Source organism: Microcoleus sp. Pol11C3 (assembly GCF_036701485.1).
Taxonomy (GTDB): domain Bacteria; phylum Cyanobacteriota; class Cyanobacteriia; order Cyanobacteriales; family Microcoleaceae; genus Microcoleus.
Genome location: NZ_JAUBQW010000160.1, coordinates 1 through 13241 on the forward strand (window position 1 = coordinate 1; position 13241 = coordinate 13241).

Below are 13241 nucleotides of genomic sequence, written 5' to 3' on the forward strand. Positions count from 1 at the left end.
TACGAATTGCTAACAGGAAAACTGCCTTTTGAAACAGAAGATGCTTTAGAGCTAGTTCACTGCCATATTGCCAGACAACCACTTCCTCCGCACGAATTACAGCCAGAAATTCCCCTAATTGTCTCTCAACTGGTCAGTAAATTGATGGCGAAGAATGCCGAAAACCGCTATCAAACAGCCTGGGGAATCAAGCAGGATTTAGAAATGTGTCTGGTTCAATTACAAGAAACCGATAGCATAGAAGAATTTGCCTTGGCAACGCGGGATATTACCGACCGTTTCCTGATTCCCGAAAAGTTATACGGCCGGGAAACTGAAGTTTTTAGTCTATTAGGAGCCTTTGAACGAGTCAGTACAGGTAGCGCCGAAATGATGCTGGTAGCTGGATTTTCTGGGATTGGTAAAACCGCAGTCGTCAACGAAGTCCATAAGCCGATCGCCCGACAGCGTGGCTATTTTATTAAAGGCAAATACGACCAATTCCAACGCAATATACCCTTCAGTGCATTTGTGCAAGCATTTCGGGAATTAATGGGGCAGTTATTATCAGAAAGTGATGCTCAATTACAAACATGGAAAACTCTGATTCTCACAGCAGTTGGCGAGAGTGGGCAAGTGTTGATTGAGGTAATTCCTGAGTTAGAACGCATCATAGGCGCTCAAAGTCCTGCACTAGAATTGTCGGGGAGTGCCGCCCAAAATCGCTTCAATCTGCTGATGCAGAAATTTGTGCAAGTATTTACTACTGCCTCACATCCGTTAGTGATGTTTTTGGACGATTTGCAGTGGGCGGATTCAGCATCTTTAAACTTATTACAACTATTGATGCAGGATAGGGGACATCTGTTAGTATTGGGTGCTTATCGGGATAATGAAGTCTCCCCTACTCATCCGTTTATTTTGACGATGGATGAGATTGTTAAGTCTGGTGCAATAATAAATACTATTACGCTACAACCATTGAGCCAAGCAGAGATGAATCAGTTAGTAGCAGATACGCTGATTTGCGATTTATCCTTGGCTCAACCATTGACAGAATTGGTTTATCAAAAAGCCAAAGGAAATCCCTTTTTCTCTACTCAATTCCTCAAGTCGTTATATGAAGATGGTCAAATTAGCTTTGACTGGGATGTACGCCATTGGCAGTGCGATATTGATCGAGTTACATTTGCCGATGTCTCGGATGTGGTGGAGTTTATGGCGGCGCAATTACAGAAGTTGCCCAGAGAAACTCAGGAGGTTCTCAAACTGGCGGCTTGCATTGGGGCGCAATTTGATTTAGATACACTGGCGATAGTCAACGAAGAATTACCAGAACAAACGGCATCAGCACTCTGGAAAGCCTTGCAAGAAGGACTTATTTTACTGATTATAGAAGGCTATAATTTCGTTCAAACAGATGCTCAATCCGCGAATCAGTCTGTGGCTAATCCTACTTATAAGTTTTTGCACGATCGCGTCCAGCAAGCGGCTTACTCCATAATACCCGAAAACCAAAAACAAGCCACTCATCTCAAAATAGGACAGTTACTCCTACAAAAATATTCGGACATAGAAAGAGAAGAAAAACTATTTGAGATTGTGGGGCATTTAAATCAAGGAATTGAGTTAATCAATCAATTAAGCGAACGAGAAGCCTTAGCCCAACTCAACTTAGAAGCGGGAGGTAAGGCAAGAAGTTCTACCGCCTATGCTGCGGCAAATATCTATCTGCAAACAGGGATTAAGTTACTAAGACCTCAATGCTGGGAAAGTCAGTATAAATTGACCCTAAATCTTTATGTTGCTGCTGCTGAAGCCGCCTATTTGAATGCTGACCTTGAGGTTATGGAACAGATGGCAGCACAGGTATTGCAGAATGCTCAGACGATTTTAGACAAAATTAAAATTTACGAAATTTCAATTGCCGCCCAGACAGCCCAGAGCAAGATGTTGGAGGCGATCGCCGTGGGCAGAAATGCACTCTTGCAGTTGGGTGTTGAACTACCCACCAAAGTTGACGAAGCCTTAATTGGTAAAGAGCTACAAACCTTGACCAGCCAACTCCAGAGCAGGCAAATTGAAGAACTGGTTGACCTACCTGTGATGACAAATCCACACACTCAGGCAGCTATGCAACTCTTAGGTATGTTACTTGCGGCAATTTTGCAGGCAATGCCCGGTTTAATGCCCCTCCTTAGTTCCACAATGGTGAGTTTATCGCTCCAATTTGGGAATGCGCCCGCATCAAGCGTGGGCTATGCGATTCACGGGATGGTGCTGTGTGCCTTTTTGGGGAATGTCAAAACAGGCTATGCCTTTGGTAAATTAGCGCTCTCATTGCTAGAGCGACGCAATGTACGGGAATTCAAGTGCATAATTCTAGTTTTGTTTGGGAATTTTATTCAGCATCGCCAAGAATCTCTCTTGGCAACGATACCGACGCTGAAAGATGGCTTTATGGCTGGCATGGAAACTGGCAACTTTCTCTACGCTGGCTACAGCATAAACAATTACTTTGTAGACAACTTTGTTGGTGGGGTAGAACTAGACACTTGGGAACCCGAACTAGCAGCTTACAGTGCTGTCATGGCGCAGGTAAAGCAATATTCTGCCCAGACTTATTTGAATATGGCGCAGCAGAGGGTGTGGAATTTGAGGGAAACCGTAAGTCAACCGGATTGTTTAATAGGAACTGCCTACGATGAAACGGCAATGATTCCTAAGCATCATCAGGATAAAGAATTCACAGCGGTAGCCATTACCTATATCTACAAACTACTGTTTGCCTACTTATGGGGCAATTACACCGCTGCTCTTGACTACATTGCCCAAGCCAAGCCATATTTGGTGGCAGTATCGGGATTTGTTCTTGTTCCCATTTTCCATTTTTATGCCGCTCTGACACACCTGGCACTTTTTCCCACCCGCGCAGAAAGTGAGCAAGCTCAAATTCTTGGCTTAGTGGAAATTCATCAAAGCACTCTGCACCAATGGGCGCAAAATGCTCCCATGAATCATCTGCATAAATGGTATTTAGTTGAGGCAGAACGGCAGCAAGTGTTGGGCAATAAAGCTGAGGCGATTGAAATGTACGATCGCGCCATCTCTCTCGCTAAAGAAAATCAATTCCTCAACGAAGAAGCACTAGCTAATGAACTAGCAGCAAAATTTTACCTAGAATGGGATAAAGAAAAATTTGCCCAACTCTACATGATTGAGGCGTATTATTGTTATGTTCAATGGGGAGCAACTGCTAAGGTAACGGATTTAGAAACGCGATATCCACAGTTATTAAAACCAATTCAACGGAAAAATAAAAATACTAAAACTACCACAAGAGTAACGATAGGTTCAGAATCTAACTTAGATATCACCACAGTAATGAAAGCTTCTCAGGCGATTTCCGGTGAAATTATGCTAGAGAAGCTAATGTCCAGTTTGATGAAAATTTTGATGGAAAATGCGGGGGCACAAAAAGGCTATCTGATTTTATCAACTCAGGAAAAGCTGTTAATTGAAGCTGAAGGGACAATAGATGACGATCTCGTCACTGTGTTGCAGTCAATCCCCGTTGAAACCTGTCAAAAACTTTCTTCTGCAATTGTTAATTATGTGATCCGCACTCAAGAAAGTGTGGTACTAGATGATGCTGCCCGATCGGGACAATTTACCAACGACCCCTACATCCGAAAAAATCAGCCCAAATCAATTTTATGTGTGCCGCTGATTAACCAATCTCAAATCGTCAGTATTGTTTATCTAGAAAACAATCTGACAGCCGGAGCTTTTACGCCAGAAAGAGTCGAACTATTAAAAGTGTTATCTGGACAGGCAGCGATCTCGATCCAAAATTCTAAACTCTATACAGAAGTCCGCGAAAGCGAGAACCGGCTCACTCAATTTTTAGAAGCAATTCCAGTAGGTGTGACAGTGCTGGATGCTTCAGGCAAACCTTACTATATTAATCGCGCGGCTATTCAATTATTGGGTAAAGGAGTTATTCCTGAAGCCTCCAGCGAGCAATTACCAGAGGTTTATCAAATCTATCAAGCTGGAACACAGCAGGAATATCCCTCTGCACAATTGCCAACTACGCGGGCGTTGAGTGGCGAAAGTGCCACTGTAGATGATATGGAAATTCACCAAGGCAACAAGATTATTCCGATCGAGGCTTGGGCTACTCCCATCTATGATGAAAAGGACAATATTTCTTATGCAATTGTAGCCTTTCAAGATATCACGGAGCGCAAAAAAGCCGAAACAGAGCAGATCAGGTTCACCAATGAACTTTTTCAACTCAACAAAGCTTACGAGCGCTTCGTCCCCAATCAGTTCCTCCATTTTTTAGAGAAACCAAGCATTGTCGATGTCGAATTGGGCGACCAAGTGCAGTTAGAAATGTCGGTGCTATTTTCCGACATTCGCGACTTCACTACGCTTTCGGAAAGTATGACTCCGGAGGACAATTTTCAGTTTATTAATGCTTATTTATCTCGGATGGAATCAGCGATTATTGAAAATAATGGGTTTATTGATAAATATATTGGTGATGCGATTATGGCGCTATTCAGCGGTAATGCTGATAATGCAGTAAACGCCAGTATTGCCATGTTGTATCAACTTCAAGTATACAATCAAGAGCGGGTTAATTCTGGTTATGCCCCGATTAAAATTGGCATTGGCATTAATACTGGGAATTTAATGTTAGGGACTGTTGGCGGGCAAAATCGCATGGATACGACGGTAATTAGTGATGCGGTGAATTTAGCTTCTCGTGTGGAAGGATTAACAAAAACTTATGGTGTTGCTTTACTGATTACAGAGCAGACTTTTAACAAATTAGCTAATCCTAGCAACTATGCTATGCGAATGATTGCTCAAGTTAGTGTTAAGGGAAAAGTAAACTTATCTACAATTTATGAAGTTTTTGAGGCAGATATTCCTGAAACAAAGCGAGGTAAATTAACAACAAAAAATTTATTTGATCGAGGTTTGAGCTTATACCGCCAACAAAAATTTATCGAAGCTACAGAATTTTTTGTTCAATGTTTAAGCTTCTGCCCTTCGGATCAAGTTGCTCAAATTTATTTGGAGTGGTGTGAACAAAAAACTATTACTTTAAATATCGAGCTATTAGAGAGAACTTTAGCATTAGTTAAACCTCGATCTGAGGAATTTGTAAGTAACTTTTATGAAATACTTTTTGATAGTTCTTCTCAGATTAAAAGTCTTTTTATGAATACAAACATGGGACAGCAAAAAGAAAAGCTTTGGCAAAGCTTAGAAATAATTATTGAAAATTTACGGAAACCTCAATTAATTAATGTTTTTGCTAAAGGATTAGGTGCAACTCATGCCAAATATGGCGTTTCAGTAGAACATTATCCTGTTGTGACCAATGCACTCATTCAAGCCCTGAAGGCGCAGATGGGTTTAGAGTGGACACCTAAAACTGAAAAAGCTTGGGTAGAGGCTTATACAATTATTCAGTCAGCTATGATTGATGGCATGGCAGCTATGTGACCTGGATGATGTGTTTGATGCCGATCCACCAGAAATCAAAGCGGGCAAGTTAGCTACGCTGCAATTGTTTGCCGAAGCTTTGGATATTTACTCGGAAGGGAATTTCGCGGAAGCGGCGCGGCTGTTTTCCGAGTGTTGGCGTCAGAATCAGGGCGATCGCGTTGCTAAAATCTATTGGGAACGCTGTCAGTCTGGATTGGTGTCAACTGAAGACTGACATCCTCGATGTTGATATCCAACTCTCGATCGCCCTTTTGTATCTATTACCCACCAGAAAAGAGGTCGCTCCTTTTTAAGTAGCCTAAAAGAGTGATCGCTTAACCGGAACAGATGGCGCTTTTCCAGCATTCTCGCGCAATTTCCCAGTCTTCCTGCGTGTGAATTACCAAAACTCTGGCGGCTGAATCCACTGCCGCAATATCTTCATCAACTGGCGAGTGTTGATTCTTTTCCCCATCCAATTTTAACCCGATAAATCCAAAAGCTTCGCAAGCTGCCGCCCGCACAACAGCAGAATTTTCCCCAACTCCCGCCGTAAAAATTAAAGCATCCAACCCTCCCAAACTCGCCAGCATCGCCCCAATTCCGGCGCGCAAACGGTGAATGTAAATATCCAATGCAAGTTGAGCTCTCTGATTACCTTGGGCGATCGCATCTCCAATCTGCCGCAGATCGCTAGACACCCCTGAAATCCCTTTTAAACCAGAATTTCGATTGAGAATACCATCAAGTTTCTCAGCAGTAAAATCGGATTGTTTTAACAGATGAATGAGAATGCCTGGATCGATCGAACCCGATCGACTTCCCATCATCAAACCTTCCAAAGGCGTAAATCCCATCGTCGTGTCAACACTCCAGCCACCGCGAATGGCTGCCAGAGAACATCCGTTGCCCAAATGACAACTAATCAACCGCAAATCTGCCAAATCTTTACCCAGTATGTCGGCGGCCCTGCGAGCGCAATATTGATGGCTAATGCCGTGAAAACCGTAGCGGCGAATCCCGTTTTCCAGCCATTCATAGGGGCCGGGGTAAACAAACGCAGCGGGCGGCAATTGCGCGTGAAAAGCTGTATCAAATACTGCTATTTGCGACCGATTTGGGAGGAGTTTTTCAAGGGCTTCGATGCCTTCGAGGTTGACGGGATTGTGTACGGGGGCGAAAACAGATAAACGGGCGATCGCCTCTTTAACATCCGGCGAAATTAACGTACTTTGCTGATAGTCTTGTCCGCCATGTACGACGCGGTGGCCGACAATATCAATCTCGTTTAAACTATTAATAACTTGAGTTTTACCTTGCCACAGAGTCTCCAGCATTCGAGAAATGGCGGCTTCGCGAGAGTCGGAGGCAAATTCCTCCTCAAGCCGATCGCCTTTTGCTGTTTTGACTTTTAACTCTGCTATACCCTGCTGATGAGTCCAATCAATTTGAGCCTCCCATAGGGGTTGCAAAGGTCGATCGGGCAGGACATCGTTTAACTCGTAAAGACAGCTCTTTTGACTGCTAGAACCCGCATTTAACACCAGTATTTTCATGCTTTATTCTGTCCTGTTGATTCGTTCTTTCAAACGCTAGGCGATTGAAATCGCGTCTTGTCAAACTTTCGTCCGCCTGCACAGACTAAGAAATCTTGAGATTATGGCAAAATCATTAAGAAATATGTCGATAAATTAACTGTTAATGCAACGTGTAGCTAACAGTTGCATTTTTTTGATATATCTTCTATGCAGATTTTCATTTACTAAAGTTTAAGGAGCCGATCGATGTTTACACCAATTTTACTTGCCACTGTCGCCAGAACCGTAGAGTGGAACCCCACGTTCGGTTTGATTATGATTCTTTGCAATATTTTAGCTATTGCGATCGGCAAATCAACCATCCAAAATCCTCACACAGGCCCAGCCGCGCCCTCATCGGGTTTGGTCGGCGGCTTGAGTTTGGGTGCACTTGTGGGAAGTCTCTGCTTCGGTCATATTTTGGGAACGGGTACTATTTTAGGATTGTCTTACATCGGTGCGATTTAGTTTCAGACTTTAGGGTGCGCCCAGCGCACCTTACCCGCGATTTCAAGTACCGGGTAAATTGCGGAGGTTTTCATCCATGTACGATCGATCGCCCAAAACCTCCAGCAGCGGCCCGCGCACGTCAAACTTGACAATACTGACAGAAGCTGCTAAAGCGCCAATGCGATAGCGATAACGTCCCAAATCAATCCCCAACAAACTGCACAGAATAATCCTAATAGTCGCCTTGTGCGAGACAACCAAAACATTACCGCTCTTGTACTTTTCCTCAATTTCTGCGATAACTAAGGAAGCTCTACTGGCAATTTCCACAGAAGTTTCGCCGCCATTCGGTGCATTCCAAGCAGGTTCAGTCAGCCAGTTAATATAAGCTTCTTCGTATTCTTTTTTGACGAATTCTACTGTTTTGCCTTCCCACTCACCGTACTTAATTTCCCTCAGTCCGTCGCGAAGCTGCATTTCAATTCCCACAGCATCGCACAAAGGTTTTGCAGTAGCAATAGTTCGTTTCATGGGACTGACATAAACAGCATTCCAAGGCAATTTTGCGTAAGTAGCGGCAAACTGTTCTGCCATTTTAGAACCTTCGGGCGTTAATTCTGGGTCGATCGCGCCGCAGAAGCCGCCTGTTTTGCTGTAAGTGGTTTCACCGTGTCGCAGAAAGTAGATTTTTAAGCTCATGAGTTAATTGTGTGTGAATTTTACTATGTTAGCAAAAGAGTGTAAAAAACTCTTTCAAATCATCGAGAGCAGGATGATCCCAATCCCAAATATCTTTTTTGTGTTCCATAACATAATCAAACCGCAACATACTGCAATATTTTTCAGCTTGTTGCTGTTCCTTCTTTGAGCAAGTATCATACCTAATATAGTGGCTAATCCAAAATTTATCAAAATCTTTCTGCTTGATTTTCTTTCCCTCCTTTTCTTCTATGCAACTTCTCCAGCTATCCAAACAATCAGCATAAGGTGATTCTCTAGCCTTTATTGCCTTTAAAAGCGTTTCCAGTTCGCCTTTACCTTCAACATTTGTAAAGTAACAAGCCAATTTTGCCTTTGTTTCATTATCTCCATAAATATCGATAAATTGTTTAGTGCTTGACAAGCTTTCAGCTTCAAACACTGGTTTTATACATCTATCTACGAATTTCAGCCGTTCTTGCTCTGAACAATTATCAATATCGATAATAATTCCAATCTTTGCGATACCTTTTTTGTCAATGTTTGCTTCTAAAGCTTTTAAAGCTTTGATTAACTCTGTTTCGCTCAAGCCTTCCAAACTTTTATAATCATTTATATAAATAGGTGATGCTACCTGGATATCGCAGTTTAGTTTTTCAACCATTGCCTGCATAAAAATTCTATCATTTTTACTTTCTACTATGACAATATTACTCACCTCTCACTCCTTCTTGATGCTCTAGTGCGTAATTCAAAGTTTCTAAATCGCGCCGGATTCCGATTATTTGATTTGTTTTGAGTTTCCTTGCTAGTTCAAAATATGCGCTGCTGCATTCCTGATTATCTTCTAAACCAACCTCAGCAAATGCTTCAAGCATCTCTAAACTGTGAGTTGTAGCAAAAATCTGCGTATCCAATTCGACCGCCAACCGAAATAAGACTCTCCAAAATTCCGGCTGGTTTGTATGGTGAATGCCATTCTCTATTTCATCAATTAGCAGTATTTTGTGTTCGCTGTTTACCAGTTTAAGAATAATATCCGCCACCCTATTGATTGCATCTCCAAACAATGATAAAGGCAAACGCTTTTCGCCCTTTCTTCTTAAGTAGAGCGTGGGTTCTCCAATCGAAAAGCTCTCTACTGATTCGATTGTAGGATCGAGAACTTGAATAGCTTTCAAAACTTCGCTATCTTTGTCATCCAAACGCGCTCGATCGTATGCTTCTGTGAGTTCTTTTCCTGAAATTCTGAGAAAGGATGGAATGATTGGTAATCCGTCAGTAGTAGAAATGCTATTAGTAATTATTGGAACCGGGGAACCAGCTATTAAAGAGGACGTAGCAAGTTCCTGTTCGTTTCTTGTTAACTTAATAGTTAGTCCAGAGAAACGTGAGTCGTCCCTCGACAAATAATCTATTATTTTTTCTGCACCTTCACCAGTCAAAACCTGATTTAGATTCACGGAGCTATTGAGCGATATTTCTAGTTGATAGGGGTTATTATTATCCTCTTTTCTAAAAATTACTATAAATTTATTTTTTTCTGGCACACGAAATAATGTATTCCATCCTCTATTAGGCATAGTTGGCAAGCTTTTTGACGACTCGTTTCTAAAATCTCTTAGCATTGTTAGAGTTCTATATTGTGGAGCCACAGTAAGTAAAAGTGCTTCTAGCAAGGCTGTCTTGCCAGCATTATTTTTACCGCCGATTAAATTGACTCTTTCAAACCCAGAAATTTTGATTTGCTCAAAACACCTAAAATTTTGGATTTCTATTTCTTTCAGCATTACCTATCCTGTTGAATTAATCTAACTCATCTGCGTTAATCTGTGTTAATCTGCCTGTATCTGCGGTTAAAAAAATAGAATTTCTTAACCGCAGATGACAATAGATTAACGCGGATTCACGCAGATGTCGAAAAGCGATCGCACCTATCCAGGCGCACCCGATCGCACCGTTTGTTCTGCAGTCGCCGCCGGATCAGTCGTTTCCTTCGGCGCTTCCGGCGAAACCGGGCCCGCGTGCGGCCACTTCCAGTCGCGGATTTCCGGCATATCATCGCCGTACTTAGTGATATACTGCCTGTGCTCGATCAGCTTGTCACGGATAGCTTGTTTGCCGTAAGCTGCTACAGAACTCAGTTTCGGCACGCGATCGAGTACATCTGCAACTAAATGGAATCGATCGAGGTCATTGATCACCACCATATCAAACGGCGTCGTAGTCGTTCCCTCTTCCTTGTAACCCCGAACGTGAATATTCGAGTGATTCGTCCGGCGGTAAGCCAATCGGTGAATCAGCCAAGGATAGCCGTGAAAAGCAAAAATCACCGGCTTATCTTTCGTGAACAAACTATCAAAATCCTTGTCAGACAAACCGTGGGGATGTTCGCTAGCAGGTTGCAGCGTCATCAAATCCACCACATTAACCACCCGCACTTTTAAATCGGGATAATCTCGGCGGAGAATGTCAACAGCAGCCAAAGTTTCCAGCGTCGGAACATCGCCCGCACAAGCCATCACCACATCCGGTTCGCCACCTTTATCATTGCTAGCCCACTCCCAAATACCGATGCCCGCGGTACAGTGTTTAATCGCAGCATCCATATCCAAATACTGCAATGCCGGCTGCTTCCCTGCAATAATCACGTTAACATAGTGGCGGCTGCGGAGACAGTGATCCGTTACAGACAGCAAAGTGTTCGCATCCGGCGGCAAATAAACCCGCACAACCTCCGCTTTCTTGTTAATTACGTGGTCGATAAAACCCGGATCTTGGTGAGAAAAACCGTTGTGGTCTTGTCGCCAAACGTGAGAAGTTAGCAGGTAGTTGAGAGAGGCGATCGGTCGGCGCCAAGGAATATCGCGAGTAGTTTTCAACCATTTAGCGTGTTGGTTAAACATCGAATCAATGATGTGAATAAACGCCTCGTAGCAAGAGAAAAATCCGTGCCTTCCTGTTAGCAAATAACCTTCCAGCCATCCCTGACATAGATGTTCGCTGAGGACTTCCATCACCCGGCCGTCGGGGGAGATGTGGTCGTCTTCCGGCAAAATTTCCCCCGCCCACACCCGGTTCGTCACTTCAAACACCGGATCGAGGCGGTTTGAGGCCGTCTCGTCAGGCCCGACAATGCGGAAATTGGCGTTTTCCTGATTCAGTGTCATCACCTCTCGCAGGAAGCGGCCGCAAACGCGGGTTGCTTCAGCCATTACAGTGCCCGGTTTTTGCACGTCAACGGCAAAGTCTTCAAATTCCGGCATTTTCAAGTCTCGCAGCAGCAGGCCGCCGTTAGCGTGGGGATTTGCCCCCATCCGCCGAGATCCCTTGGGCGCTAATTCTGCCAATTCCGGAATTAACTTGCCCTTTTCGTCGAAGAGTTCTTCCGGCTTATAGCTTTTCATCCAATCTTCCAGGAGTTGGACGTGTCCCGGCTTAGAAGCCATTTCCGAAAGTGGGACTTGGTGCGATCGCCAATAATCCTCAGTTTTCTTACCGTCAACTTCCTTCGGCCCGGTCCAGCCTTTGGGAGTTTTCATCACAATCATCGGCCACTGGGGACGGCCCGAATAGCCCTTGGTCCGGGCTTTTTCCTGAATCGCCTTAATTTCACCAATGACTGTATCGAGAGTTGCAGCCATCAACTGGTGCATGGTTTCCGGGTCTGAACCTTCCACCCAATAAGGCTTGTAGCCATAACCGACCATCAAACTTTCCAATTCCTGGCGCGGAATGCGGGCCAACAGCGTTGGATTGGCAATTTTGTAGCCGTTCAAGTGCAAAATCGGCAACACGGCCCCGTCCCGAACCGGGTTGAGAAACTTGTTAGAGTGCCAGCTAGCAGCCAGCGGGCCTGTTTCCGCTTCCCCGTCGCCAACAACGGCCGCCACAATCAAATCGGGATTGTCGAAGGCCGCCCCGTAAGCGTGGACGAGGGCGTAGCCGAGTTCGCCGCCTTCGTGAATCGAACCGGGGGTTTCCGGGGCGACGTGGCTGGGGATACCGCCGGGAAAGGAGAACTGTTTGAACAGCCGTTTGATACCGTCTTCATCTTGGGAAATGTTCGAGTAATATTCGGTATAAGTGCCTTCGAGATAGGTGTTGGCGACCAACCCCGGTCCGCCGTGTCCGGGGCCTGCGATGTAGATGGTGTTGATGTCTTGGGCTTTGATGATGCGGTTGAGGTGAACGTAGATGAAGTTTAAACCTGGAGTGGTGCCCCAATGTCCGAGGAGTCTCGGTTTGACGTGTTCGATTTTGAGGGGTTCTTTGAGTAGGGGGTTGTCGAGGAGATAGATTTGTCCGACGGATAGGTAGTTTGCCGCCCGCCAGTAGGCGTTCATTTTGTGTAGTTCTGAGTCGGAAAGCGGCTTTAATTGCGGGATCTCGGTTGTTCCTAGCATCATCAGCGATTGACTCCTGAGTTTTGGTTTTTTTGTAATAGACCTCTTGCAAAAGTCTTTTTAATCAAATTTTGGAACGGGCAAGATGCCCGTTCCACAAGAAAAAATGTTTTTTGTGGGATGGGCATCTTGCCCGTCCTAGTTATTTTTGCAAGAGGTCTAATGTGCGATCGAGAAGTGCGATCGATCTTGTAACTGACGCGGGATATTATTTTGTTACTGGTGACACTGTTTATTTTTACTCCATTTTTTGCAAGTAAACAATTGAATTGTATATCACTTTTCTCTCAATCAAAGTTTAAATCAACGTTAATTTTTGGGTAACAAGCGCACAATTTTGACCGAGAAAAGCAGGGTTGTGGGGGGTGAAAACCTTGGGGTGTAGAAAAGATACTTCTTACGGTAGAGGTGAGAATTATTTATATGTGAATTTTTTTTTCTGCTTGCCGATGAGCTGTTAACTCCTTTCCTGCTAAAGTTTTGTATATTCGCTTAAACTCTAAAACTGAGAATCATCCGTCATATCATGTCCGGTAGCATAACCATAATTAGGGCTTGCTGAATATATCGATCGCACTTGAGGTAGCCTGGGTTTTGAGCGCGCGATCGAGAATAAAGTGCA

General features: G+C 44.0%; 8 protein-coding genes. 3 read left to right on the forward strand and 5 right to left on the reverse strand.

The annotated features are described in order from the left end of the window. The coding region (locus tag QUA40_RS24825) for an AAA family ATPase (RefSeq protein ID WP_333130820.1) at nt 1-5505 on the forward strand (5505 nt) is incomplete at its 5' end. Further along, nucleotides 5486-5722, forward strand: a complete 237-nt coding sequence (locus QUA40_RS24830; protein ID WP_333130822.1) for a hypothetical protein — start codon at nt 5486-5488, stop codon at nt 5720-5722. The genes QUA40_RS24825 and QUA40_RS24830, both read left to right, overlap by 20 nt. A 100-nt stretch (nt 5723-5822) precedes the next feature. On the opposite strand, the gene QUA40_RS24835 is transcribed toward QUA40_RS24830, so the two are convergent. Continuing rightward, the gene (locus QUA40_RS24835; RefSeq protein WP_333130824.1) at nt 5823-7043 is read right to left on the reverse strand and encodes an acetate kinase; all 1221 of its coding nucleotides are present in this window, start codon (nt 7041-7043) and stop codon (nt 5823-5825) included. Nucleotides 7044-7271: 228 nt separating this feature from the next. On the opposite strand from QUA40_RS24835, the gene psaK reads away from it, so the two are divergent. Beyond that, on the forward strand, nt 7272-7532 hold the full coding sequence (gene psaK / locus QUA40_RS24840) for a photosystem I reaction center subunit PsaK (protein WP_333130826.1): 261 nt from the start codon (nt 7272-7274) through the stop codon (nt 7530-7532). A gap of 42 nt (nt 7533-7574) precedes the next feature. On the opposite strand, the gene QUA40_RS24845 is transcribed toward psaK, so the two are convergent. The 4 genes from QUA40_RS24845 to QUA40_RS24860 form a co-directional block, all read right to left on the reverse strand. Beyond that, nucleotides 7575-8213, reverse strand: a complete 639-nt coding sequence (locus QUA40_RS24845; protein ID WP_333130828.1) for a histidine phosphatase family protein — start codon at nt 8211-8213, stop codon at nt 7575-7577. Nucleotides 8214-8241: 28 nt separating this feature from the next. Beyond that, complete coding sequence (locus tag QUA40_RS24850; RefSeq protein WP_333130830.1) at nt 8242-8931, reverse strand: DUF3226 domain-containing protein; 690 nt, start codon at nt 8929-8931, stop codon at nt 8242-8244. After that, complete coding sequence (locus tag QUA40_RS24855) at nt 8924-10003, reverse strand: AAA family ATPase (protein WP_333130832.1); 1080 nt, start codon at nt 10001-10003, stop codon at nt 8924-8926. Before QUA40_RS24855 ends, QUA40_RS24850 begins: the two co-directional genes overlap by 8 nt. A gap of 144 nt (nt 10004-10147) precedes the next feature. Continuing rightward, the gene (locus tag QUA40_RS24860) at nt 10148-12622 is read right to left on the reverse strand and encodes a phosphoketolase family protein (protein ID WP_333130834.1); all 2475 of its coding nucleotides are present in this window, start codon (nt 12620-12622) and stop codon (nt 10148-10150) included. Nucleotides 12623-13241 lie beyond the last annotated feature (619 nt).

What these genes read in the sequence shown, in the direction of transcription:
- QUA40_RS24830 (WP_333130822.1), top strand. Translation starts at nt 5,486, where the DNA reads ATGGCATGGCAGCTATGTGACCTGGATGATGTGTTTGATGCCGATCCA.
- QUA40_RS24860 (WP_333130834.1), bottom strand. Translation starts at nt 12,622, where the DNA reads ATGATGCTAGGAACAACCGAGATCCCGCAATTAAAGCCGCTTTCCGAC.
- psaK (WP_333130826.1), top strand. Translation starts at nt 7,272, where the DNA reads ATGTTTACACCAATTTTACTTGCCACTGTCGCCAGAACCGTAGAGTGG.
- QUA40_RS24845 (WP_333130828.1), bottom strand. Translation starts at nt 8,213, where the DNA reads ATGAGCTTAAAAATCTACTTTCTGCGACACGGTGAAACCACTTACAGC.
- QUA40_RS24855 (WP_333130832.1), bottom strand. Translation starts at nt 10,003, where the DNA reads ATGCTGAAAGAAATAGAAATCCAAAATTTTAGGTGTTTTGAGCAAATC.
- QUA40_RS24835 (WP_333130824.1), bottom strand. Translation starts at nt 7,043, where the DNA reads ATGAAAATACTGGTGTTAAATGCGGGTTCTAGCAGTCAAAAGAGCTGT.